Genomic DNA, 25,073 nt, shown 5'->3' on the forward strand with positions numbered 1-25,073 from the left:
GTATAGGTCACTTTCCGTAGGCATGGGGGAAATTCAAGATCGAGGGCAGCTATTTCGTTATATAGCAAACATTCAGAACATATGTTCTTTATTTTTTCGGGTAAATGTGGTAATAATAAGAGGTAGACTTTTTACCCCTCAACTAATTCAATCTAAGGAGCTGTTTATTGATGTCCGTTCGTTTAACTCCGTATTTAGTATTGCCTGGCACTGCTGGTGAAGCGATTGCCTTTTATGAGAAAGCGCTGGATGCTCAAGTCCTTTTTAAACAGACCTTTGGTGAAATGCCCGCCAGCCCTGATTACCCGCTTGCTGATGAACAAAAAGGGCTTATTGCCCATGCCATGCTGCAAGTTGGCGAAAGCCAAATGATGTTCTCGGACTCTGACTCAGGTAAACCCGTTCAACAGGGAGATCAGGTGACGATTTGTATTACAACGAAGGATGCAAGCAAATCGAAACAATTTTTCGAAGGGCTCAAAGAAGGCGGCACCGTCATCATGGACCTGCATGAAGCATTCTTCAGCCCTGCTTACGGACAAGTGAAGGACAAGTTTGGCGTGACCTTCCAGATATTTACAGAAGGCGAAACGATGAAGTAAACGTGAAAGAACGGCCCTGTTCGCATAATTGCGACATGGCCGTTTTGTTTCGGGGCTTGGCTGGTAGCGCTGATGACTGGCTGAACATCCGACCGACTGACCAACCACACGGCTCACTAATTGGCCACCTCGCAGTTTAAATGGAAATTATCCATCTATTTCAGCGCATTTTACGTAAATGTGCTGATTAGATGGATATACTACAGTTAATATCCCCTCTTTTCGCCAACTCATAGGATTTCCCCAAAATTAGCTACATATAATCCATCTAAACCAATTTTTCAACTGATTTCACTCAAATTAACATCAGAAAATCCATCTAATTTGCGGATGGTGGGGGGAGCGCACGCGGTGCAGCTTCTAGACTTGAAGCTTCTGAACATGGTAGCACACACATGGGCAAGTGATMGCTCTCGTGAAGTGTAGCTTCGACTCGTTAAGCTAGCTGCTCTGCCCCCGCATACCAGAACAACGCGTATTCCGTCATAACGGAAGCATGACCCATTTGGCGCAGCATGGCCGTGACATTCCCCCGATGGTACGTTGCGTGATTCACAACCTGTAGAACCATTTCAGCCAAACTGGTTTCCCTTACGCCTGCATAGGGATTATCGAGCATAATCTTCTTTTCCAAGTTAGGCTGCTCCTTCAAAAATTCCTTAAATCGCAGCGACAACTCGGTATACATGACCTCTAGTTCCTCCAAGCTTTTGCTTTCTGTTGCTTCGGTTATCGGCCAAGAGGCTTCCATTGCCGCCTTCATATTCCTACCTCCAAGTATGTCTAACCAAACGCGATCTGTCAGGTAGATATGAGCAATCACTTTCGATACCGTCGGAAACACACTCTGAACTTCTTGGCGGTACACCTCTTGTGGAAGCTCCTTCAACCTCTTGATCAGCGTTTGATTCGCCCATACATGATAGTCATACATGCGTTCAGCCGTTTGTGTCATTTAACATTCACTCCTTCAATTGGTATTATCCTTATTTCCAGTTATACCCTTATTATAAAACAAGTACCCTGACAGCATATTGTCAGGGTACTTCACTTTTTTRTTTACCTAACTTATTCATGTAATCGACATATTCTTTCTCTGCATCCGCTGTAGCTGGATACCATTCTTTCTCCAAGAACTCCTTAAACTGCTGAAGAGTAAGAGTGCCCATCAAGTATTTCAATTCTTGATCGTCTTTTTTCTTCACTAGATCCGGAATTGTTGTATTCAGGTTCAAGATTTTAGGTGAGCGAACGGCAGGCACGTTTACTACAGTCATTTGCTTCATCGCAGCATCCAATTGCGCTTTGTACGTATTCAATCTGTCTACTGTATCTGCACCCTCGATAATAGCTGGGTTGCCATCAATCGCGTTAGCAAGCGTCATATACGTGCTTGTTGTGGAAGCAAGTTTGGTTGCTTGTTCTGCCGTACGAGAAATATTTTTGGTGGCAGGATCATAGCTGTCAAACGTTAACCCTTTCGTACCTAATTGGAACAATGTGTTCGCTTCTGTTGTATTGCCCCAATCTAGGAATTTCAACACCCCATCCACATTTTTGGACGATTTCGGAATCATCCAGCCGCCCCACACTGCCGGCGTAACGAGATCCATGGCTACACCCTTGCTATCTTTTAATACAGGTTGATACGAGTACTTTTTGTCAGATTCCTTATCCTTGGATAAGTTGGCCATAACCGCGTACTGATGAGAATAAATGATACCGACGCGATTCTGATTCAGCTTCTCTTGATCCACATAAATCTTGTTAATCAGGTACTCAGGATCGATGAGTTTTTGTTCATTTAAGCCTTTCAAATACGTCAAGAAAGGAATATAGCCGGACATTTTCTCTCTGATTTTATAAGCACCATCGGTATCTTTGACGCCATTGATGATCGGAAGATTAAAAGCAGAAGCTAAGAAGAAGGTGGAATTCCACACCGTGTTGCTGCCAAGGCTAGGATTGGACAAGCTCAGACAGTAGGTATCGGCTTTACCATTGCCATCTGGGTCATTATTGGTAAAAGCTTTACACACATTCGTAAACTCATCTAATGTTGTTGGCGCTTTCAAATTCAACTTATTCAGCCATTGCTGGTTGACCATGTACCCCCAGTGATTCACAACATTCGTTCTAGGAATAATGTACGTTTTCCCATCGTTGATGGATTTAACAGCGTCCCACATTTCTTTCGTAATGTTTTTCGTCAAATTCGGATATTTCGCAATCTTGTCATCAAGCGGCGTCAGTAGACCATCCTTAGACCATTTCTCCAGATTCGCGTCAGCCCCACCTCAGTTGTACACTAGATCTGGCAGATCGCCGGATGCCATCAGTACCTGAAGTTTCTCGACATAGTTGTTAATTGGAGGTGCCTCGACAGATAGCTTCACATTGGCCAACTTCTCAGCCTCTGCAATCACGGGATTGTTATCAATGACCACGTTCGCATTGACCCGGTTAAACATTTTGATACTGACAGGTGCTGCTTTGACTGGTGCTGCTGACGCTGTGCTTGCTCCTGGTGCTGTCGATGCAGCAGTTGTGCTAGCCGGCGTATCCGTGGTAGAACTACAAGCCATAACGATGGAAGACAATAACCCGATGCAAATGAGACTGCTTGCGATGCTTTTGACTGACCCTTTCAATACCAACATCTCCTTTATGTATCGCTATTATTAAACTGCGAAATAGCAGATTTAATCGAGGCTTACCCTTGCGAAATGATGAAATTACCCTTTAATCGAACCAACCAGTACACCCTTCATGAAATACTTTTGTAGGAAAGGATACACAAGCAGAATCGGGAGTGTCGCAAAAATGATGATCGCCATTTTAATCGTAAAAACCGTAATACCGCTGTTGTTCATATCCATGGCATCTTTGGCAATACCGCCATCATCGACGACCATCTCCCGCAAAATCAACATCAATGGCCACAAACTCCGCTTGGAGGTGTATATAATCGCTGAGAAGAACGTGTTCCACTGCGTCACCGCATGGAAAATAACGAAGGTCGCAATAGCAGGCTTAGAAAGTGGCACGATAATTTTATACAAAACCTTGATTTCATTGGCCCCATCGATAAAAGCCGATTCCTCCAAGCTCGCTGGTATAGCGCTTACAAAGTTCTTCATTAAGATCAAGTTGTAGGCGCCCAAGACGCCAGGTAAAATCATCGCCCATAAAGTGTTGTATATATGCAACGTTTTGATTAAGTAAAAGTTAGGAATCAACCCACCATTGAAGAACATCGTGAAGGTAATGAGAATCATAATGATGTTTCTGCCCTTTAAATCCGTTTTGGATAGCGGATAAGCTGAAATCAGGAGCAGGAATATATTGAGTGCTACGCCTATGATCGTGATGATCAGCGTATTCTTATACCCGGTCCACATGAGCGGCATCTGCAAAATCTGTTTGTACGCCGCTAGCTCAATGTGATAGGGGATGAGCTTCAAGGGATTCGCCAAATACTCAGAGTACGGTGTAATCGAGAATGCAGCCACATAGAAGAATGGAAATAAGCAAACGATTGCGAACAGCGTCACAATGCCATAATTCAAACCATCAAAAACTTTATCGCCAAACGATCGAATACCCACAAATGTAACCTCCTCTTACCAAATCCCATCTTCTTTCATCCACTTTGCGATCTGGTTGCTGGCTAGCAGGAATATCAGCCCAATCACAGAGGTGAACAGCCCAACGGTTGTACCGAAAGAGAACCTTCCGCCAATCAACCCGACGCGATACACATAGGTCTCAAACACTTCGGAAACACTGAGGTTCAACGGATTTTGCAATACAAAAATCTGTTCAAAGCCATTGCCCATAATATGACCCAGCCTTAGAATCAGCAGGATAATAATCGTCGATTTGATCCCTGGCAGCGTGACATTTAGGATTCTTTGGAAGCGGTTCGCACCATCGATACTAGCCGCCTCATACAGTTCCGTATTGATCCCTACCATCGCGGCTAAGTACAAAATGCTTTCCCAACCCGATTCTTTCCACATGCTGCTGAGGATCACCAAAGGTCGGAAATAATTCGTATCCGCCAGGAAGAACACCGGTTCAAAGCCAAACTGCTTCAAGAAAATATTCACGACGCCCCATGACGGGGATAAGAAGTTGACCAGAATACCCCCAATGACCACCCAAGAAATAAAATGCGGCAGATAGATGATCGTCTGCGTAATGCGTTGATAGGTGCGGTTACGCATCTCATTGAGCAGTAAAGCCAGTAGAATGGGGAACGGAAATCCAAATACAAGTCGCAGAAAACTTAAGTACAACGAGTTCCAGAACACGGTGTAGAAATCACTGAGCCCGAACATGTATCGGAAATTCTCGAAGCCAATCCAGGGACTTCCGACAATCCCCTTGGAGAAGTTGAAATCCTTGAACGCAATGATAATGCCGTACATCGGCACATAATTGAAAATGAGAAAGTACACAACAGCTGGAATCAACAGGATGTACAAATATTTCTTCTTATTGATATAGCGCAATGCGAGCTGCGTCTTACTCCTAGCCGTCTCAGATGCCATACCGATTCGTCACCACCTAACTGAGTGTCAGGTACGCCTCTCATTTGTTCTGAAGCGCACGTTGTTGCTTGAAAATATCATAGATATCTTTGCTCAAAATAATCGTATCCTTGTCCTTCTCATAAAAGGCTTTGTACCAAGCGTCCACTTGTGCGCCTCCCGCCTTCTCCCAAACGGCAATGGCATCCTTCTTCGCTTGCTCTGGCGAATAATTCGGTGTCAAAATGGCCTTCATCCAGATGTCGCCATCCCCTACATCCACTTGCTTCATCGTATCTGTAAGAATTTGCTGAAGATCTTTCGGCAGCTGAGGCATTTGCTCGGAATGCGTGGGTCCTGCCATCTGCAAATTAAAATCGATGAAGGAAGAATTCGCATCGAACATCTTCTTAACTTCCTGCTGCAAAGGGTCTTTCGTATCCATTTTCTCCACACCGAAGTAACATTTACCGGCAAGTGTTGGTGAGGCTAACATCCCGAAATCGCCTGACGCATAGTTGAATTCCTTCTGCCATTTATTCAAGTCCGTCACCTGCGGGCATTGACCTGGCAGTGTCTTACTGTGCACGCCTTCGAACCCGTAGTACATCGTTTTCATAAACGTCTCTGAAGCTGCGAAATCCACATATTTCATAACCGCTTCAGCATCCTTCGCTTCAGCATTTACAACACMCGTCATTTGGATCGGGTTGACGAAAATCGGATTAAAGCGTCCCACAGGGGTTGTCGGATAGGGCATAATAGCCAGCTCTGCGTCTGGCACACTCTTTTTCAGACCCACATAGAAGTCGTTATAAAAGGTAATCGGGACATTAAACTGATCCATATAAATGCCAATTTTCCCATTCAAGAAATCCTGCTTTGCCTTAGACCCGTTCTTATCGACAAAAAAATCCTTGTCAACCAATCCTTCATTGTACAGCCTTTTCTTGAAAGCTGTTACAGCCTGCATATTGTCCCACCCATGAATGAGCTCGTTGCCCAGAACAACGAAATTCGGATACGTGACACCGAACATTTCGTTTAGTGTAGCGACCGTATTATTGGCAAGGGCGAGGCCATAGGTATCCTTTTTCCCATTTCCATCGGGATCTTGCTCGGTAAAAGCTTTGGCAACCAGATACATCTCTTCGGTGGTTTGCGGAATGTCCAGATTCAATTTCCTGAGCCAATCCTTGCGAATAAAAATGCCGCGCTGAGGAATTGTTTCGTTAATACGGCCGAATTGATACAACTTGCCATCCGTACCCAACCCTGCTTTACGCAATGCTGGAAATTTCGTCAAGAGGGCCTTGTACGTCGTGCTGTATCTCTCAATCATATCGTCGATCGGACGAAGTTGCCCCTGATCGATCAACGGGTTCTTGACATGCGGCGCATATTCCAGAATGAGATCAGGTGCGCCTCCACCTGCGAATAGCGTGTTCAGCTTCTGATCAGACTGCGTCCGTGGTAAAGGAATGAAGGTGACATCCACGGGACCTGCTTGATTAATCCATTTCGTCATCAGATTGTTTTCAATCGTTCCTTGGCCGGAAGGGATGTTGCCACGATCATAAATCGTGACTGTAATCTTGCCCCGTTTCGCAGACTTCTGCGCATCGGATTCTTGTGCATTCTTCGTATGGGTAGAGCAGCCTGTCATAATGGATATGATCACCACAGTGGTCATCAATATTGGAAGGCGAGCTCGTTGGATTGGATTACGCAGAGTGCTTCCCCCTCTCGTTGTCATTGTGTTTATCATACCATTATGTAGTTAATTGTAAGAAAATTGGGACGGTACGACATCTACGATTTATGGGAAAACGGATACGATTTTTAGATTTTGGCGTGGTGTAGAAAAAAAACGCCCCCATCATCTAACCCAGACGATGGGGACTAGAAAGAAAATAAAATGTTAGGCTACACGATTAGCGGGAACGTAGCAACATCCATATCGGTGCAACTTGAGTCAACTTTGTAAAGTGATATATTTATCAAAAGGTAGGAGCAGGTAATTCATCAATTTTTATACGAAGTAAACTATAAGGTTTTTGCCGCATGTCTTTTCCATAATGAAATCTTGCCTGCCGATGTAATTGGTTCACAATAACATATAAGTGTTGATCCGGACCAATAGAAAAAGTATCGGGCCATAAAATTCTCGGATCATGTGCGATGGTTTCCATTATTCCATTCGGCAATATCTTTCGAATACTATCGTTTTCATAGTCTCCAGCGTAAACGTTTCCTTTTGCATCGGTTATCAATCCATCAGAAGCACCTTTTTCTCCCCAATACTGCACGTGATCACGTAAATTCAAATCCGGTATCGTTCTGTCTCTTAGGGCTTCTGTTGAGATCGAGTATAGATGACGACTGGTTAATGGACAAAAAAATAACATTTTTCCATCAGGGGAAATCGCTATACCATCAGAGGCCAATCGAAAGGGAGATGTCGAACCATCCCTATTTCGATTCATCAAAATTTTCCCTTCCACTTTCGGTAAAAAATACGGATCGGGTGAAGTTGAATTTGCTCCATTTAACCGTCTAAACGCATTTCCATTTTCTAAATTTACGACTATAATAGCGCCTGGACCGTTCGAAGAAGAATCCGTTATATAGGCATATCCGGATTTACCAATACGAAAATCAAATCGAACATCATTCAGATACGTTGTCGGCAAGACTACATCTTCTCCAAACGTATATACTTTACTTATTGCATTTGTATTTAAATCTACAGCGACTAATTTCGCCCCTCCTTTAATAGGCTCAGAAAAATTTGGTGCTGCCGTATCCAGTACCCACAGGGTTCCCCTTCCATCCGCAATTACACTTTGGACACTGATGAAGGACATCGTGATATTCAAAGGGTTTATCGTATTTGTTTCTAAATTAGGATAAGGCTGCAATCGACCCTCCACAATTTCCGCTACCGTAAATCTAACGTCATCTCCCCATTTCGGAAAGCAAATGAAGATACGCCCGGTTTCTGATACACTCACGCCTGTAGGCATAGCCCCATAAAATGAATAAACGAGTTCTAACTTACCGAAATATTCTTCCATAGGTAACATAGTTTTATGATATCCTCCCCAACATATTTGAACGGATATTACCTATATATGTTTAAAACTTTTTCTAATGCCTGGCTCTTAACGATTCTTTTTCTAAAAGTGGATGTTGAAGTCGTCGCCATCTTCTAACGGATTCGATTAATTTTTTTGAAAATGTCCGAGCACAACAAAAAGCTTCGGCACAAGCCGAAGCCTTCTGAAGGTGACTCTCCTCTCCGCGTCTATCCGTAAAAGAAAGAGAATCTCTGCCAAACCTATTTGCACCAAGACCGTTTTATTGTTGGTCCGGTAAACGTAACGCGTTCGCTGAAGTTTGCGCTTGATCTAAAAATTCCTCTGCTTGGGTCAATTGCTGCCGGGCCGTCTCCAAAGCAAGTGAATTTGTTGCCGCATTAGATTCACTTATCGAGCTTATTGCCTGATTTAAAGCGGTTTGCGCCTCAGAAACCGCTTTAGATGCATGCTGCTCCAGCATATTGCCGCTCGAATTAAGTGCACCTTCTGCCGGTTTTCTTGCATTTTCGGTTGCTAGATCAATTTTGTTTTCATTGGGCAAAGCAAGTCCTCCCTTGAGCAAAGATCATGAATTTAAACAGTAATAAGTATGCGGTTGAGAATTTGTTTATATTCCTGCGACTGTATGGAAATATCCGGATCCCACATTTCCGGCAATCAATTTTAGTATAAGAATCGATGCGTGGGAGAATCTAAGTTGATGAAAAAGGAGGTGATAATTTCTCATGAATACGCCAACCCTAGCGCTTCACGAATCGATGGAATTGCATGAAGCGTTAAACTTTAAAACGCTCTGCCTCGCTAAGTCAAAACTTATGCAAGGCTTGGTCTTTGACCAAGAACTAAAAGCGTTAATGCAGAAAGACGTAATTCAATCCACTCAACAGATCGCCGAGCTGCAAGCAATCTACGCAAGAGCTCCTTTCCAAGCGCCTGTTCCGAATAGCCCGACACCTATAACTCATTAAAGGGGAACGTAAATGAATACCGATTATTTAGACCCGATTAATTCATTAAATATGCCGGAAATGGCAGATATGACTTTTGCAATGGACTTCCTTCTTCGTGCCAAGGAGGGTGTGAGAAATTTGTCCATCGCCTTGACGGAAACGGCTTCTCCTGATGTAAGAGCGCTGCTGCACAATCATCTTAAGCAGGGGATTGTCATGCACCAAGAAATTACGGAGCTCATGATTCGTAAAAAATGGTTCCATCCCTACGAGCTGAACGAACAGTACCAACTCGACCAGCTTTCGGCGAAAAATACGGTGATGATCGGGCAGATGAATTTATTCCCGGATGATACGTCGCGTAAAGGGATGTTTGATCGGATCCCAGATCAACATATTGGAGGACATAAAGCATGAAGGCGGTAACTTATCAAGGGATTAAAAATGTCGTGGTCAAAGAGGTGCCGGATCCGAAGATTGAGAAACCGGACGATATGATCGTAAAGATCACCAGTAGCGCTATTTGCGGTTCCGACCTTCACCTTATTCACGGGATGATCCCTAACCTTCAGGAGAACTATGTCATCGGGCATGAACCGATGGGGATCGTAGAAGAGGTAGGCCCAGGCGTGACAAAGGTAAAGAAAGGCGACCGTGTGATCATCCCATTCAACATTGCATGCGGAGAATGCTTTTTTTGCAAAAATCAGCTGGAAAGCCAATGTGACAATTCAAACGAACATGGGGATATGGGCGCATATTTCGGCTACTCCGGAACGACTGGTGGATACCCTGGCGGGCAAGCCGAGTATTTACGAGTCCCGTTCGCAAATTTTACCCACTTCAAGATTCCCGAGAGCTGCGAACAACCGGACGAAAAGCTAAGCTTGATCGCCGATGCCATGACGACGGCATTCTGGAGCGTAGATAACGCCGGCGTAAAGAATGGAGATACGGTCATCGTGCTCGGCTGCGGTCCGGTCGGACTTCTGGCTCAGAAATTCTGCTGGCTGAAAGGAGCAAAGCGGGTCATAGCTGTCGACTATGTCGATTACCGCTTACAGCATGCGAAGCGAACGAATAATGTGGAAATCGTAAACTTCGAACAGGATAAGAATATCGGCAACAATCTCAAAGAAATGACCAAAGGCGGCGCCGATGTCGTGATTGATGCCGTAGGAATGGACGGCAAGATGAGCGATCTCGAATTTCTAGCCAGCGGTATGAAACTGCAAGGCGGCACCATGAGCGCATTTATCATTGCGTCCCAGGCTGTCCGTAAAGGCGGGACCATCCAAGTCACTGGGGTATACGGCGGACGCTATAACGGATTCCCGCTCGGCGACATCATGCAGCGCAACGTGAATATCCGTTCCGGACAGGCTCCAGTCATTCACTACATGCCGTATATGTACGAGTTGGTTACATCAGGCAAAGTGGACCCAGGAGACATTGTTACGCACGTCATTCCGCTCAGCGAGGCCAAGCGCGGCTATGAAGTGTTCGATACGAAAACGGACGATTGCATCAAAGTCATCTTAAAACCTTGAATATGGATAGATACATGGGAGGACAATTCGAATGAATTCCAATTACGCTTTGCATGAGATGCTGGAGGTTCATGAAATGGCTGCGTTCAAGACGATTTGCATGACCAAATCCAAAGCCATGCAAATTCTGGTAACCGACCCGGAGCTGATGCAAATTTTGCAGGAAGACGTGCAATTATCACAGCAGCAGCTTCAGGAGCTCGGTGGAGTGCTAACTAAAATGACCCAATAGGAGATAAAGCATGAATACAATATTAGAACACATGACAGGCCTTCATACGCTGACCGATGACGTGATCGCTATGGATTTTTTGATGAACGCCAAGAGTGGAGTCAGAAACTGCGCAATGGCCGTGACCGAATGTGCCACCCCCGAACTCAAGCAAATTTTGATGAAACAGCTCGACGAAGCCATAGACTCCCATGAAAAAATATCAATCTACATGATGCAGCGAGGCCTATACCATCCCTACCATATGCCAGAGCAAATTCAGCTCGATCTCAAAAACATTCAGACCGCTATGAACATTCCGTCCTGACACCGTATTTCGTCCCGGCAAAACGCGCAAAACCACATTGGTTCAGCGCGTTTTTGATTTTAGCCAGAGACTTCAGAGAACAAAATGTTCCACATGTCAAGAATCCAACAATACAATAAGGGACGATACGCTCTGCTAGTCTAGTACATTATTTTCACTAAACAGGGGACGCTATGAAGTAATACTCAATTCCGCACGTTGCTTATCGGATCAGGTCGAACCATCTTGCGGTAATCCTTCGGCGATAGGCCTGTTGTTTGCTTGAATAATTTGGCAAAATAGTTCGGTAAATCGTACCCGACGACGCCCGACACCTCGGTGATTTTCATATCCGTGTTAGCCAGTAGGCCCTTCGCTTTCTCCATCCGCAGTTCAATTAAATAATCAACAAAGCTGCGCCCTGTTTCTTTTTTGAACAGATGACTGAAATACGTTGCATTCAAATGCACCTGCGAGGCCACCAATTGAAGTGGCAACTGCTCCGCATAATGCTCCTCCATGTATCGTGCTGCCTTCCACACGACATTTTCACTGTACTTTTCCTGCCACGCCGTAAAACTGCTCATAAAGCGGTCTAATTCCATGCCCGTCCACTGGGACACCTCGTCGTTCGTGCCACAGGCGTGCAGCAGCGCGATTCGCTCTGTCAATAACTGCGGGTCATACGCCATCTCAAACTGCTTGCGTGCCGTTTCCTGTAAAGCAAAACTGAACGACAAAGCCTCCACTTTCCCATTTTCTATGGACAATCCATAGATGTCCTTCATCAATTGGGCTAGATACAGCTTCATCTGCTCGATTTGCCCTGCTAAAATAAACGCAATCGTTTGCGTACTAATAAGCTGCTGCTGCGCACGATTCGTCGATAACTGTTTATCGACCTGTACATCGTTTTTGTCCTGTGCCGCAATCATTGTTGCGCCCAACATGCTGCGCCCCGCCTCATATAGATCGGCAAGATCCTGTACGCCTGCTGCTGCCCCTGCACAATAAGAGGACATCTGTAAGCCAAGTAACCGTTCCACCGTTTCACAAGCCGCTTCACATACAAGCTTCTCCTCGAACGAATCCTGACAAAGCAAGGCAAACTGCCCATTTTCGATCAATAACAACTTTCCTTTCAAGTGATACATATCGAGCCATTCGCCGATCATATTTAGCACCGCAAACTGCAGTAACGGCATATCCCGCTTCGTATACATTTTGTGTGACGGCATGAAGTCCGTGATCTGGAATAAGATCAATTGGCAATTAGCTAAGCTTATCTCTAACTCCGCTGCTAATTCTGCTCGATAGGGAAAGCGCAACAAGAGCCCCCTCAACGTGTTCTCCAGTAATAGGGCGTGCTCCGTTTCCGCTTTGCGCAGATTCGCTTGCTTCTCCAATACTCGAACCTCAGCTTTATCTAACGCATCATAAATATCCTGTTTCCCACAAGGTTTAATGAGCAAATCCATGGCACCGTAACGCAATGCAGCTTGTGCATACTGAAAATCCTGAAATCCTGTTATGACGATGAACTCGATATGCGGGAACTTGAGCTTACTCCGTTTCAGCAGCTCTAAGCCATCCATTAATGGCATGCGAATGTCCGTTATGACGAGATCCGGCAGCCTCTCAGCTATGAGGATTTCTGCCTCCTGCCCGTTTTCTGCCTCACCGCAGACATGCCAGTTGGTTTCAGAGCCCGTAATCATTTTGGCTAACCCTTTGCGAAATAATGGCTCATCCTCAACTAATAAGATGTGGTTCATCCACCTTTCCCCCTTCGAAAGACATCATCTGTTCACACGGTAAAATCAAACGCATCCGCGTGCCCTGCGGCAAACGTTCGATTTCTAAGCGATAGGGATCGCCATAGACCAAGTAAATACGACGTACAACATTTCGAACACCAATACTCTCCCGTTCCCTCTGATGATCATACACCGACAGCTCTTTCGTCAGACGTACATACGTCCCCTCATCGATGCCGCTCCCATTATCCTCGATTTCAATTAGTAAATCAGCACCTTGGCGGAAAGCGCGAATCCATAACCGCTTGTTATCCGGCTGATCACGAAACGCGTGAACGAAGACATTCTCAACTAACGGTTGAAGGATCAACCTCTGCATGCCACAAGCCAATAACTCTTCCTCTGCTTCAATGGAAACGTGCAGCCCTTCACCGTGCCGAGCCTCTTGGATCGTCATATAATTGCGAATCTGCGTAAGCTCTTCCTGCAATGTACTTGGCGTAGAGACCGATTCCAATGAATACCGCAATAAATCAGATAAGCTTGTTACCAAGGAAGCCGTCTCCACATCGTCGTACAGGAGCATGATTTTCCAATATATCGAATTCAGAGCGTTGTATAAAAAATGTGGATTCAACTGAGCCTGCAGCGCCTTAAGCTCCGCTTCCTGTTCACTTAGCTTGCTGACATACACTTCCTTAATCAACGATTGAATGTTCTCGACCATCCGATTGAAACTTTCCGCTAGAAAAGCAAACTCATCATTCGACGTTTTGGGAATTTCAACCTCCAAATTACCTCTGCGCAATTGATGCATGGCAGACACTAATCCGTGTAAAGGTTTTAACATCCTACCACTGAAAATGGAGACACAGACCGCCATCAACAGAACACTGACGAGCCCAGAAATGACAGCAACCTGATACACCATCCTGCCCTTTTCCTCGATATCCGCCAAGGAAATACCACTAACAAGTTTGAAAGATCGGGCTTCATAGGTGCTTTTCACAAACAAATAATCTTCATTTTCATTCCTCTCGATAAAAGACCGCTCCTGATTTTCCCATGCGGGAATAATCCCAGCCCTGCCCTCCGGCGCTCGACTATACAGCAATTTATTATATTGGTCGAAAATATACGCTCCCGTCGTCCTGCCAGCCATCAGTTTGTCTAAAGGGCTTGTCAGAAAAGACTCATCAATAATCATGACCAGCGTCCCGTAAGCCGCTTGCTGCTTCGTCGATTTGAGCAAGCGGGTTGCGACCAGATTGCTTTTCTTCCCCGAAGGATCGGAGGAATCCGGAATATTTAATCGCTGCCACACGATCTCTGCTGAGCTCTGGTTCACACCCGACTTCACCTTATTGTAAAAGTCAGGAAACGTTATCTGCATCGACGGATTCGTATGACTGAAATAGTAATTATTCCCTTCCAAATCCACGATATATAACGCACGTATTTGCGGTGTTTCATTTTTCAATGGCAACAAAATTTCCGACAATTCACGTTCCAAAATAAATCTGCGATAGGCTTTTGTCTCGCCCTCTGGTGGTTCCGCACGAATCCCTTGCACAATTTGCTCTACGCGGGGGTGAAAAATAATAAAATCGGTAATCCGATACATATCTTGGATTTTAAAGCCAATTTGCTCCATCGTCTGCTCACTGGTCGTTAAATACTGCTTACTGATCTCACTTTCAAACAAATTCAAATAAATGCGATACGAAATGTACCCAGTAATGAGGGAACAAAGAATGATGATGATCGACAGTGTCAAAATTAATTTCACTTTAAAATGCTGATTAATGTACTGTAGCACTTGTCGATGCTTCATCTATAGATGGCCTCCTGAATTGTGCCAAGTCTTTCCTGAGAATCGTACTTACTAGTGTAATACATCCCCCTACCTGCTGACATCTATTTATTATCGAAAAACGGATACGATCTTTAGGTGTACGAAAAAACCGCCCATGCGTATCGCATCGACGGTCAGTCAGTCTTATTAGAATTGACGGTATACAACAGACTCATAATCGAGCCGCTTTTTATCAAGTTCACGTTGTTCACGATGCACCTGAAGCCAAGAACTGATACATACGACAACAATGCCAGCAAAGAGTAGAAAACCCAGCGCCTTCCACCAAAAACTGCCTGCGACAGAAGGATTGACCCCCATGATCAAAATTAGAACTGGAAGGAACCACATCATATTTCCGATATATATCCGAATCACTTTTCGTTTTAACAAGCTTCTCTATCCCCTAAAATGGATTCGCGTTCCGTATATCCTTCGCAGCCCCCTATCACTTTAGGACCGTTAATCTCTACTCAACAATCGTCCAATTTGTGGAAATAGAAAATCATCAATTAAATCGTGTTATTTGGCGTATCCACAACATCAGGATCCACTGTATTGGTACTTCCATTGAGTACATTCTGAACACTTCCAAAGCTATCCCCTGGCGAAAACGAGTTGGCTCCTGCAAAGATTTTGGAACTGCTGGTAAGGTTAATTGCCAAAGTATCGCCAATCTGGACATTGGAACCCTGTGCGACATTGAGGATTTTGATTCCACCATTAATAATTGCAGGCATGCTCCGGCCACTCCCTTCCAACTCTTAACCAATGTATGTGTTCAGGTGCCTATTGGTCACTTGTCGGTTGAATGGATCGCCGTATGAGCAGAAAGAAGAACAGGTCCTAATGAACCTGTTCTTCTTCCGTGGAACATTCATACTCGATAACAACCATCTGGTGGCACTCCAACTTAGGTACTGTGTAGGAGACCGTTTGCTCCTCGTACCTAAAGGTGAGCGAGACCATCTGTGGTGCCATATATACGTTCTTCACTTGTCTGGATGTACGAACGGAAACCTGGACGTCATAGATGGGAACCATATCCTCGATGACTTCGATGTTTTTCCCTCGGCGGATTGGGGTTGCGTACAGCAAGTGATTAATCAGACGATTCTCTTCTTTTTGATCTTGCAGGGTGACGATGCCTTGCGCCGGAAGATTGGTTTGCAGCGTCTTGTCAGGGAGTAATCGATCCAACGCATGCAGGACCGCTTCTTTCAATATGAGGCTGCCTTTGGTCGCGTAATCTTCAAAGATATTCCAAGCGATATACACACTTCTCTCGCTTTCCACCATACCTGGTCCTCCATATGCATAGCTGCTTGGCGTATGTTGGTGCGAACAGAATGTAAACAGATCGCGGTTAAAATAGGGATCTTCACGGTGTGCAAGCTCGGTTCCGCCCGACAGCTCGATTCGCTGTCCTTGTGAATAGAAAATGTAGGAGGCTTCTCTACAGGTTCCAAGATTGAACAGAGGGCGGAAATAGTCAGGGCGATATGGATTTGTCCCTACATATCGCACCCCGAGATCGATTGTAAATCGGGTGCCCTCCGGATCAAGGCAGGACCAGCCTGTCGCAAGAATTTTGCCGCCCTGCAGTAAAAATTGCTCCAATTTGCTCTGAAGCTTATCATCCACCGCTACGTAATCTGGTAATATTAGCACCTTATATGCTGTAAAATCGTTCTCCTGATCGATGACATCGAACAGGAATTTGCCTTCAAGCAGCATGCGGACGGCCCCTGCGTCGGAATCCGACTTGGCCACATTCGCCTTCGGATGCAAGCCGGTTGCTTCCAACGTTAACAGCGCAACATCGGCAATATTCTTAGCCCTTACGCACCATGCCTCTTTGGCCTCGACCTCGCGATAAGCCGCGCCAATCAGTGCGTAAGTCGCTTCATCCATATAACCGTCAGGATGAAGCTGATCGCCAATCGAGCAGCGGGCACCATTGGCCATGCTGAGCGCAGTTTCGTAACGGAGTGCGTTCGGGTGCTTATAGCCGCCGAATTCTCCCCAAGACGTATGGAATTTCCCCGTCATACCGAGAAAATCGACGCCAAGCGTTTGCGCGTATCTAGAAGACAGCGGGAAGTGATCATAGCCCCAACCACCCGTCGGCAGCGACTCCAGTTCTAAATGTGTGTTCATACTAATCAGATCGCGTCGACCTCGTGCGATGTGTCCGCCATTGTGGAAGATCGGCAGCCCTGGCTTGATCGATATAATCGTTTCCTTCACCCTCGCCGTATAATTCGCATACGTTTTCTCCCATATCTTTCGCATAGCCTTCTCATCCCGTGGATCCTGACCTTCCTCGCGCACGCTCTCAACACAGCTATGACAGTAGCATTTGCGTATCCCTACTATATCGAAGAACAGACCATCCAGATCATAACGGGATACGACTTCCCGGATCTGGTCGATCAGGATGTCTAGATAGGGAGAGTTTAAGCACAATTGGTGATAGCCCGGCAGCATAAAGCCTTTGACCCAATTCGTTTGGTCGTTCTCATCACGGATGAGCCATTCTGGGTGTCGTCGTGCCAGCTTCTCATCCAAGCCAGCTGATAGGTATACAGGTGTTTTCACGTTAATCTCATGTGCAGCTTCAATCATGGCGGCAAGCAAATCGAAGCTCAGTCCAGGATGGATCTCGTTCGCCTCTGACGGATGGTAAGCCMAGCCGTGATGGCATTTGGAGAAAATCGTAACGGAATCCACATGGCCTAGCTTAAGCATTTCCTGAAACTGCCGCTTATCAAAACGTGCTCCAATCGGCGTTATTGCTTCCGAGGTGTGAAAATCAAGATGCACCTGACGAAATCGCATGCGTTCTCTTCCTTTCTATTCCGTAATTATGTGCAACGCTTAAGTGAAAGGGTTAAATGTATACAGCACGATAAGACTAACCTGCACGTATACACTTGGGCCAACTGCCTAGCGTGGAGTTGTAATCGATATACCGTCACTGGATGCGAATCACGACATGGTATTTCTACTGTTTCTACATGCGCTGACAGCAGCGACGGTTCAAATCGTAAAACGACGCTCCCCTTCTCACCCAGCCAGGTTACCTCTCCACCTCTGATAACAGGCTTGTGGAAAGAGATGAAATGCTCCGTTAAGCTCCGTTCTGCCTCACCTGTTCCCTCATCGAATACAAAATGATCCGTTAGCGTTAGCTCTGCTCTGGCTTCATCTTGGCAGACCTTCCACTCGAAGGACCGTTGGAAAAAGCGGATTCGCGCCTCCGGTCTATAAGCTTGCGTCAAATCGAGTTCAAACCTGACAGCTCCATCATTCATATCATTTTTCGTAACGATTGCCCTATATGCTTCACCGGCAGCCTGCTGCTCTCCATTGATGATAGGAACCGAGTGACCCMCAGATGAGGCATGCAGGTGGTCATAGCGTTCTTTCCCGAAATATTCGCGGGTATATACCCCCATTCCGAGATCTGCCAACAGCGTATCGCCCTCGGTATGGAGAATAAAATGCCCGAGGTCGTTATGGTTGTGAGGCTCGTTGTTATGACCTCCTTTAGCGGAAAAGGCAAGCAAGCCCTTCGAGGTTTCGCATTTATCCACCAACCAATCCGTACTGGCAAAGTAAAAGGTCCCCTCTGCTCCTGGAACATGCAGCCATTCGGTCTCTGTCCACATTATATTGCGGGAAGTAAACGGCCAACGGTAGCAATGATCTTCATGAAACGAAGGCACACACGTCATTTTCGGCGGAGCGATCCCAAGTCTGCGGCACAAACGACTGATTAGTCCAGTAGCCGGTCTGAAGGTTGGCCTGCAATCGGAATAATTGATGCAGGAAGTATCGCTGAGTGCTACGGCTGCCGGGAATTCGGCAATCCGCTTAATTTTGTCCTGCTTCAGCAAATCAATCGATCCGTTAGTAAACTCGTAAAGCATCTCAGCCCAATAGACAAAATACCCAAAACCGTACCTCCAGTATGCGAGCCCCTCCGGACAGCAGCCATCATCCCCATATCCCGCAAGAAAGCTATCCATGGCGCTCACAACCMGGTCCTGCATGCCAGCAAGTCGTTCCCGGTCATCGATTAATAACAGCGCCGCCATACCGACAGCACCACTACATACGGCTGACCAGTTGTTCGTCTTTGAGGTCCATATGAAATGGTGAGCACTTTCGAACACAGGCTGGAATACACGCTGCTCGATTTCTTGCTTCACTCGGTGCGAGACCCAATCATTCAAACGGTCCTCTAAAAGATATAGCACTTCCGCCAAAGCATGCGCCGTTTCAGCCGCGAACAAGTCCACATAGCGGTTCGGAGGGACACGTGCCGTCAACACTTTATCTATCGTATCTGGTAGATGCGCCGGTACAGCCCAGGCATACTCATTACATATTTCCCAGATCAGATTTTCCAATGTCATCTTATATACATCGCTGTCATCTAGAGCCATCGACAATGCAAGAGCAAGCAAGCGTCCTCTGCGTTCAAAATACGGCTTTTCAAATTCCTTGCGAGTTCCTGCCGAATGAAATGTTTGAAAATCCGTGAAAGACAGGAGAGGAACAGGCTCACGCCTGGCCCTCTCCGCTTCCTGATGTATTTCCTTAAGCAATCCTGCTAGATGTGGGGCTTCCAGCAGCTCCCTTCTTCTCGCTGGTGTCAAGGCCCCAGACGTTAGGGTCGTCGGTCTTTCTTGAATGGCTAATATCGCCTCTCTCAACTGATGAAACGAAATCATGGAATTCTCCTTTTTGGTTCAACGTCATCTGCAAGTCACTCGCATCCCTTAGGAATATCTGAGCTGCAGCTGATGTGATATGCTTGCCCCTTTGTGCTTCCACTTCATGAATAAACGCATCCAATTTGTTTTGCTGCAGCTTTACTACCAAACTGTTTGCGATTCCCTTATTATCAATCCATGACATCGCCGTAAACTGTCTAATTAGCGCTTGTAGCGAATCGATGTCTGCATAGGTTTGGAATGTGACCGTGTGACTCCCTTCGTTCCCGACTGCATCAACCCCCGTCACGATGAGCGCATGCATCCCTAGAGGGAGCGTGTATAGGGGAATCTGGTCTCCTTCATTTACTTGCTGCTCATCTAGCCATATTTTTGTCTTCGACTGATCTACACCAGACAAGGAATCGGTCACAATAAATTGAGGTATAAGCACTTCACTGTTCTTCAATGCCTGATTCACGCTCGGTGTGGAAACGGTTATACTGGGAGCCGTCATATCCAGTTGAACTCTGACCGTTTGTACGACTTCCTCGTTCCCCGCTTGATCGGTAGAACGATAAGAAATAGTGTGGATGCCATCCGTATTGATCACGATCGGCATCAGATAGGGCTGCCAAGTCGCTCCGCCATCCAAACTATAGTTAGTTTGTGCCAGCGTGGATGATCGTTCCCCCCGACCTAACTGAATCGTAACCGGATGCACGTACCAGTTATTTGTTCCATCCGGTTGGGCAGGAGAGATCGATGCTTCCGTTATCGGCACACGAAGCTGCGTAACCACGATGTCGTCAAAGAGCAGATTATCGAAACCACCTGCATAGAAGCCAATCGTTCCTGTCAAATTGTGCGCAGGATCGGAAGCTTTTAATTTGAGCACCCCATTGACGAATAGGGAGATATCCGCGCCGTTCACGATCAGCTCAAAGGTATACTCCGTATTCGGAGCCAAGTCCTCATAGTTCAGGCTGGACTGTTTCACAGTCGCCCACGAACCATTATAAAGAATCCATTGCGACGCCCCGTCCACCGTCTTCCGGTATCCGATTCGGTCACCGCTGCCGGAGACCAAGCGATCAAATATATATAACGTCGCTGCGCTCGGAATGGTGGCCGGGGTCTTCATTTTGAACGTCAAATCGTAGTTCGTAAACGAACGAGGAGATGTGGCTGACGCGCCTTTCAAAAGCCGGTACTTATGATTGCCGTTCACCGTGATAATGCTACGATTCGGATCCACTGGCCAGCCGCCTCCGCCGGATTCAAAATCCGTCTTCAGCAGAATGTCCGACACGATGATATGGCTAGTCGCTGACGCTTCAGGTGTTTCGACCGACGTCACGGTAATATCCGTCTCACCTGATCCGACGGCGGTAACCAAGCCGTTTGCATCGACAACGGCTACGCTCGGATTGCTCGATGTCCATATAACATTGTGATTAACGCTATCTGAAGGATCAAAGCTCACCTGCAGCTTCAGTTGTTCATCCGCTCCGATATTCGCGCTGGTTCGATCTAGCAGCAGCCCAGCAACCTTCGTAGTCGGCACGGACAGCTTGATGTCATCGAACAGCAGGTAGTCGAAGCCGCCTGCATAAAAGCCGACCGTACCAGATGGATTGTATGTCGCATCCGTCGCCTTCAGCTTCAGCACGCCACCCACATAGAGGCTGATTTCAGCACCTTTTACAAGTAGCTTGACGCTGTACTCGGTATCCGGCGCTAAATCTGTGTATGGCAAGTTCACTTCCTTGACGGTCCCCCAGGCCTTATTATAGAGAAGCCACTTGGACGTGCCGTCCTCCACCTTGCGGTAGCCAACACGGCCCCCGCCGTTCGAACCTAGCCTGTCGAAGAAATAAATCGTGCCTAGACTTGGCATCGTTGGCGGTGTCTTCATCTTGAATGTTAGTTCGTAGTTGGTATATTCGTTCGGCGATACCGCCGTCGCACCTTTCAGCACTTTATACATATGGTTGCCGCCTATATCGATGACCGACCGATTCGGATCCACCGGCCAGCTGTTTCGCCCTGTCTCGAAATCGGTATATTCATAAATACCGTCCCCGATCTCGACGTCAATCATGACTTCATCCTGAAGCAGCGGATTTTCTGCTGAAGTGACTGTGATGACGGCTTGCCCGATGCCCACCCCCTTAAGCATTCCTTTGCTGTCTACTTTGACCACGCTAGGATCGCTGGATGTATAGAGCAGCTTTGGATTCGTTGCATCCCACGGTAAAACGGCCGTATGCAGCTCATATGTTTTGCCGATTCCAATCATCACATTTGCGTCGTAAGCCCGAACACCTTCTACTGGAATGGCATCTGGCGCCAGATACGGTCCTGCTTTTCCGATAATCCCTATGTCGTCAAAAGGAATCGGATGGAAGCCGGGAATTTGCTGGAACACTGCGGAGTCGCTTTTCAAATTGAGATCACCAGCGGCCAGATTTACAAAGCCAGGATCGCTGTTCGTCACCCAGTTGTTCGCATACTGCAACAAATTAAACTTATCGTACGCCCCTTGGGCATTGGTGATGCTGCTGCGAGCCCTGGTAGGATTATAGATCACATTATTCTCTAAGGTATTCGTAGTCGGATAGTACCGATTTTCCGTAAAGAAGTCTGCGAGCTCCGGATATTTGACCAAATATGGCGTCCCTACAAAATTATTATTTTGGGCAAACAACGTCTGCCATTTCGGCATGTAGTTCTTCGGGATCTGCTTATCTGGTGCATCTCCTAGATAAATGTCGGCATAATCATAAGGTACTTCACTATCGATAAACAGATTATTCCGGGTCTTGATGTGTGCCCCACCGTTATTTTTAACTGCGGAGTTGCCCATTTTGTAAAAGATATTATCTTCAATCGTCAGCCCCATTGTGAAATTGTCTGGATAAACACCTTCTACACCAGCTTTGGATTCACCAATGTTGTGGAAATAATTTCCCCGAATGACGGTTCCCCGCTGTTGCGGTGTCTCGCCTGCGTTCATATAGATGGCCCCGAGATCGGAGAACATTTTGCATACATCATAAATATTGTTGTACGCCACTAGGTGGTCATTGCCGAAGATCAGAATGCCAGGATGCGGCGCATCATGAATTTCATTGTGCGATACACGGTTACCCACACCAGTCAGAATGACACTTGGATTGTACGCCTTATGATAATAAGCGAAATCGTGGATATGCGAGTTTTCCACATAGTTGTTACCAGGCGCAAGCGTGACACGGCTGCCTCCGTTCAAAGTGACTGCCGTCCCTCCGATATGATGGATGTGACTGCTCGTTATTCCGTGATTCACCCCCGTGGCTGTCGCAAAATCATTGTATAGCCAACGGCTAGGCGTATTAATCTGCACGCCGCCGTTTGTAAAGTTGCGGATTTCGCAGTGCGATAGCAGCACATGATCTCCACCCATAATCACCACAGCCGAATCGCGCCCATTCTCCAAAGTCAGATCTTCGAACGTGACATAGGATGCCCCTACTGAATTTATCATCGGTGTTTTCAACATCGTAACGGTAATCTCGGGATGCTCCGTTTCAAACGATGCCGTCGGCAAAAAATACAAGACGCCCTGCGTACGGTCAATGTAATATTCGCCGGGCTTATCGATCTCCTCGAGCAAATTTTGCGCGAAATGGAAATCCGGATACCAGTTCTTGAACAAGCCGCTCATTTCGCCGTAGCGCAATGTAATCTGCTTATTCACTGTATCGATCGAAGCTACTTTGTTGTAAGACCATTCCCAGCTGTAACCGAAAATCCCATCCAGCCAAATGTCGTCAGCATTCGTCCAGTATTGCGGCCGGTCGTACGTGTAACTGAACGTTCCTCCTCGATCCTGCAAATCAGCATCCTTACGTGTCGGACCAACATCGATGATGTCACCCATTTGCACCGTACCGCTATTCGGCCAGCGCGCAAGTGTCATCCCCTCGCCTGCTACGTACAGCTCCATAGGTGGAACCTGACTGACATCGTTGGCCTTATAGTAACCATGTCGGCTCATCACGCCGTAATCCAAAATGCCGTGACTGCTCAGATCAACCTGCAGCACCTTGGTACGAGCGTCGGTACTTATGATCCGCTGCAGGATCGCCGAATTGGTAACTTGCGTAAACCAACTCTTATCGAGCGATTGACCGCCGGACAGACTTACCTTCTCGTTCGGATAGGCTTTGTATATGATCGGACTGTCAGCGGTACCGGAGTCCTGCTGCTCGATCTGGAAGCTGGATGTTCGATTATACGTGCCGCCACGCAAATAAACGGTCACACCGCCATCCAGCAAGCCCGAAGTGCTCTTCAACTGACGAACGGCATCTCTAGCCTTCTCTAGCGTTCGAAAAGGCTCATCGATCCCGCCCGCATTGGAATCGCTTCCATCTGTGGCCACATAGAAGGCCGTTTCCGGTAATCCGGATTCGGCCTGAATAGCAGGTAAAACGAACAAATTCAACAAAATGGCGGTAATCGTGAGAATGATTGCTTTTTTTCTAAGCATATCTCTACATCCCTTCGCAAAATAAATTTTACTTGTCACTGGAGAGACGTATTCAGGACTGCATTATCCCTTCACCGAACCAATCATTGTACCTTTCTCGAAATAACGAAGCAGGAAAGGATACATCACCAACACTGGAAGGGCGGATACGATTACTGCTGCCATCTTCAAACTCTCTGGCGCAGGCGGAATTTCATTCACAGCCGTCGTAAACGGATCGAGCCTGTTCTCAATCAGAATTTGCCGGACAATCTGCTGCAACACGAATTTGGATTGATCGGTCACATACAGTAAATTGTCCATAAAAGCATTAATGTGATGCACAAGCGACCAGAGACCGATCGTAACCAATACCGGGACAGATAGCGGCAAAATAATGCGAGTAAGAATACGCAGATCACGCGCCCCATCAATCCGTGCTGCCTCGATTAGCGCATCTGGAATCGAGCGGAAGAACGAAATCATCACTAATACCTGGAACGCATTTGCCGCACTCGGCAGCACGTAAACCCACCGCGTATTCAGCAGATGCAACTCCTTCATAAGCAGATAGTTCGGCACGATTCCACCGTCGAAGATCATTGTAAAGAGCAGGAGAAGTACCAAAACCCGCTTCCATGGCATTTCATTGCGAGACAGYGGGTAGGCTGCGCATACGGTAACGATCAATGTAAGCGCTGTGCCAATGACCATACGGAACAGCGTATTGCCGTACCCTTTCCAGATGAACGGATAGGTCAGCAATTCCTTGTATGGCGTTAAGGTCAGATCCCTCGGAATCCAGTGAAAGCCGCTGCGAAGCGCCTCTCCCCTACCGCTTAACGAAACCGACAGTACGTGAATAAATGGGTAGACGACAATAATAGCAAGTATGCCAAGTACGATATAAATGATGCTGACGCTTAAGCGATCCTGCCAGTTTCCAATCCTCATGTTGCAAATCC

22 protein-coding genes are annotated in these 25,073 nt (G+C 46.5%); 6 read left to right on the forward strand and 16 right to left on the reverse strand.

Features of this window, described 5'->3' with window-relative positions; translation table 11 throughout:
- The first annotated feature begins 170 nt into the window (after positions 1 to 170).
- Positions 171 to 602 (forward strand): VOC family protein, encoded by a 432-nt coding sequence (locus tag AC1DLM_RS04380; RefSeq protein WP_441992526.1) that lies wholly within the window; start codon positions 171 to 173, stop codon positions 600 to 602.
- 436 nt (positions 603 to 1,038) lie between these two features.
- Here AC1DLM_RS04380 and AC1DLM_RS04385 read toward each other — a convergent pair whose 3' ends face one another.
- The 8 genes from AC1DLM_RS04385 to AC1DLM_RS04420 form a co-directional block, all read right to left on the reverse strand.
- Positions 1,039 to 1,557, reverse strand: a complete 519-nt coding sequence (locus AC1DLM_RS04385) for a DinB family protein (RefSeq protein WP_477569241.1) — start codon at positions 1,555 to 1,557, stop codon at positions 1,039 to 1,041.
- A gap of 82 nt (positions 1,558 to 1,639) precedes the next feature.
- Entirely contained in the window at positions 1,640 to 2,881 is a 1,242-nt protein-coding gene (locus AC1DLM_RS04390) for an extracellular solute-binding protein (protein ID WP_477569353.1), read from the reverse strand.
- An 18-nt stretch (positions 2,882 to 2,899) separates the two neighbouring features.
- The gene (locus AC1DLM_RS04395) at positions 2,900 to 3,253 is read right to left on the reverse strand and encodes a hypothetical protein (RefSeq protein ID WP_477569242.1); all 354 of its coding nucleotides are present in this window, start codon (positions 3,251 to 3,253) and stop codon (positions 2,900 to 2,902) included.
- Between the two features lie 84 nt (positions 3,254 to 3,337).
- Positions 3,338 to 4,210 (reverse strand): carbohydrate ABC transporter permease, encoded by an 873-nt coding sequence (locus AC1DLM_RS04400; RefSeq protein ID WP_216626213.1) that lies wholly within the window; start codon positions 4,208 to 4,210, stop codon positions 3,338 to 3,340.
- Between the two features lie 15 nt (positions 4,211 to 4,225).
- Positions 4,226 to 5,158: an ABC transporter permease gene (locus AC1DLM_RS04405; RefSeq protein WP_441992122.1), complete on the reverse strand. Its 933-nt coding sequence runs from the start codon at positions 5,156 to 5,158 to the stop codon at positions 4,226 to 4,228.
- Positions 5,159 to 5,198: 40 nt separating this feature from the next.
- The gene (locus AC1DLM_RS04410; protein WP_477569354.1) at positions 5,199 to 6,830 is read right to left on the reverse strand and encodes an extracellular solute-binding protein; all 1,632 of its coding nucleotides are present in this window, start codon (positions 6,828 to 6,830) and stop codon (positions 5,199 to 5,201) included.
- Positions 6,831 to 7,137: 307 nt separating this feature from the next.
- A complete protein-coding gene (locus AC1DLM_RS04415) occupies positions 7,138 to 8,223 on the reverse strand; it encodes an L-dopachrome tautomerase-related protein (RefSeq protein ID WP_441992120.1) in 1,086 nt (361 codons plus the stop codon).
- Positions 8,224 to 8,497: 274 nt separating this feature from the next.
- Entirely contained in the window at positions 8,498 to 8,779 is a 282-nt protein-coding gene (locus AC1DLM_RS04420) for a hypothetical protein (RefSeq protein ID WP_441992119.1), read from the reverse strand.
- Positions 8,780 to 8,963: 184 nt separating this feature from the next.
- Between AC1DLM_RS04420 and AC1DLM_RS04425 the strand changes: the two genes are divergently transcribed.
- Genes AC1DLM_RS04425 through AC1DLM_RS04445 form a run of 5 tightly spaced genes read left to right on the forward strand, consistent with a single transcriptional unit; the run spans position 8,964 to position 11,277 of the window.
- A complete protein-coding gene (locus AC1DLM_RS04425) occupies positions 8,964 to 9,206 on the forward strand; it encodes a hypothetical protein (RefSeq protein WP_028556487.1) in 243 nt (80 codons plus the stop codon).
- Positions 9,207 to 9,218: 12 nt separating this feature from the next.
- A complete protein-coding gene (locus AC1DLM_RS04430; protein WP_441992118.1) occupies positions 9,219 to 9,605 on the forward strand; it encodes a spore coat protein in 387 nt (128 codons plus the stop codon).
- Positions 9,602 to 10,738 (forward strand): zinc-dependent alcohol dehydrogenase, encoded by a 1,137-nt coding sequence (locus AC1DLM_RS04435; RefSeq protein ID WP_441992117.1) that lies wholly within the window; start codon positions 9,602 to 9,604, stop codon positions 10,736 to 10,738. The genes AC1DLM_RS04430 and AC1DLM_RS04435 overlap by 4 nt, the downstream gene beginning before the upstream one ends.
- Before the next feature lie 31 nt (positions 10,739 to 10,769).
- Positions 10,770 to 10,970, forward strand: a complete 201-nt coding sequence (locus AC1DLM_RS04440; RefSeq protein WP_441992116.1) for a hypothetical protein — start codon at positions 10,770 to 10,772, stop codon at positions 10,968 to 10,970.
- Positions 10,971 to 10,980: 10 nt separating this feature from the next.
- Positions 10,981 to 11,277, forward strand: a complete 297-nt coding sequence (locus AC1DLM_RS04445) for a spore coat protein (protein WP_441992115.1) — start codon at positions 10,981 to 10,983, stop codon at positions 11,275 to 11,277.
- Positions 11,278 to 11,462: 185 nt separating this feature from the next.
- Here the strand turns inward: AC1DLM_RS04445 and AC1DLM_RS04450 are convergent, their stop codons facing one another.
- The 8 genes from AC1DLM_RS04450 to AC1DLM_RS04485 form a co-directional block, all read right to left on the reverse strand.
- The gene (locus tag AC1DLM_RS04450) at positions 11,463 to 13,031 is read right to left on the reverse strand and encodes a response regulator transcription factor (RefSeq protein WP_441992114.1); all 1,569 of its coding nucleotides are present in this window, start codon (positions 13,029 to 13,031) and stop codon (positions 11,463 to 11,465) included.
- A complete protein-coding gene (locus AC1DLM_RS04455; protein WP_441992113.1) occupies positions 13,009 to 14,847 on the reverse strand; it encodes a cache domain-containing sensor histidine kinase in 1,839 nt (612 codons plus the stop codon). Before AC1DLM_RS04455 ends, AC1DLM_RS04450 begins: the two co-directional genes overlap by 23 nt.
- A 168-nt stretch (positions 14,848 to 15,015) precedes the next feature.
- A complete protein-coding gene (locus AC1DLM_RS04460; RefSeq protein ID WP_171633072.1) occupies positions 15,016 to 15,261 on the reverse strand; it encodes a hypothetical protein in 246 nt (81 codons plus the stop codon).
- A 119-nt stretch (positions 15,262 to 15,380) separates the two neighbouring features.
- Positions 15,381 to 15,608 (reverse strand): spore germination protein, encoded by a 228-nt coding sequence (locus AC1DLM_RS04465; protein ID WP_057309976.1) that lies wholly within the window; start codon positions 15,606 to 15,608, stop codon positions 15,381 to 15,383.
- A 106-nt stretch (positions 15,609 to 15,714) separates the two neighbouring features.
- Positions 15,715 to 17,709: an alpha-amylase family protein gene (locus AC1DLM_RS04470; RefSeq protein ID WP_477569243.1), complete on the reverse strand. Its 1,995-nt coding sequence runs from the start codon at positions 17,707 to 17,709 to the stop codon at positions 15,715 to 15,717.
- Positions 17,710 to 17,735: 26 nt separating this feature from the next.
- Entirely contained in the window at positions 17,736 to 19,592 is a 1,857-nt protein-coding gene (locus AC1DLM_RS04475) for a heparinase II/III family protein (protein ID WP_477569355.1), read from the reverse strand.
- Positions 19,477 to 24,129, reverse strand: coding sequence for an Ig-like domain-containing protein (locus AC1DLM_RS04480; protein ID WP_477569244.1), 4,653 nt, complete (start codon positions 24,127 to 24,129; stop codon positions 19,477 to 19,479). Before AC1DLM_RS04480 ends, AC1DLM_RS04475 begins: the two co-directional genes overlap by 116 nt.
- A gap of 63 nt (positions 24,130 to 24,192) precedes the next feature.
- Complete coding sequence (locus AC1DLM_RS04485; RefSeq protein WP_441992109.1) at positions 24,193 to 25,062, reverse strand: carbohydrate ABC transporter permease; 870 nt, start codon at positions 25,060 to 25,062, stop codon at positions 24,193 to 24,195.
- Between the last annotated feature and the right edge of the window lie 11 nt (positions 25,063 to 25,073).

Source organism: Paenibacillus sp. 01T442, from assembly GCF_056398345.1.

What these genes read in the sequence shown, in the direction of transcription:
- AC1DLM_RS04435 (WP_441992117.1), top strand. Translation starts at nt 9,602, where the DNA reads ATGAAGGCGGTAACTTATCAAGGGATTAAAAATGTCGTGGTCAAAGAG.
- AC1DLM_RS04440 (WP_441992116.1), top strand. Translation starts at nt 10,770, where the DNA reads ATGAATTCCAATTACGCTTTGCATGAGATGCTGGAGGTTCATGAAATG.
- AC1DLM_RS04445 (WP_441992115.1), top strand. Translation starts at nt 10,981, where the DNA reads ATGAATACAATATTAGAACACATGACAGGCCTTCATACGCTGACCGAT.
- AC1DLM_RS04480 (WP_477569244.1), bottom strand. Translation starts at nt 24,129, where the DNA reads ATGCTTAGAAAAAAAGCAATCATTCTCACGATTACCGCCATTTTGTTG.
- AC1DLM_RS04450 (WP_441992114.1), bottom strand. Translation starts at nt 13,031, where the DNA reads ATGAACCACATCTTATTAGTTGAGGATGAGCCATTATTTCGCAAAGGG.
- AC1DLM_RS04425 (WP_028556487.1), top strand. Translation starts at nt 8,964, where the DNA reads ATGAATACGCCAACCCTAGCGCTTCACGAATCGATGGAATTGCATGAA.
- AC1DLM_RS04465 (WP_057309976.1), bottom strand. Translation starts at nt 15,608, where the DNA reads ATGCCTGCAATTATTAATGGTGGAATCAAAATCCTCAATGTCGCACAG.
- AC1DLM_RS04385 (WP_477569241.1), bottom strand. Translation starts at nt 1,557, where the DNA reads ATGACACAAACGGCTGAACGCATGTATGACTATCATGTATGGGCGAAT.
- AC1DLM_RS04405 (WP_441992122.1), bottom strand. Translation starts at nt 5,158, where the DNA reads ATGGCATCTGAGACGGCTAGGAGTAAGACGCAGCTCGCATTGCGCTAT.
- AC1DLM_RS04430 (WP_441992118.1), top strand. Translation starts at nt 9,219, where the DNA reads ATGAATACCGATTATTTAGACCCGATTAATTCATTAAATATGCCGGAA.
- AC1DLM_RS04380 (WP_441992526.1), top strand. Translation starts at nt 171, where the DNA reads ATGTCCGTTCGTTTAACTCCGTATTTAGTATTGCCTGGCACTGCTGGT.
- AC1DLM_RS04455 (WP_441992113.1), bottom strand. Translation starts at nt 14,847, where the DNA reads ATGAAGCATCGACAAGTGCTACAGTACATTAATCAGCATTTTAAAGTG.
- AC1DLM_RS04415 (WP_441992120.1), bottom strand. Translation starts at nt 8,223, where the DNA reads ATGTTACCTATGGAAGAATATTTCGGTAAGTTAGAACTCGTTTATTCA.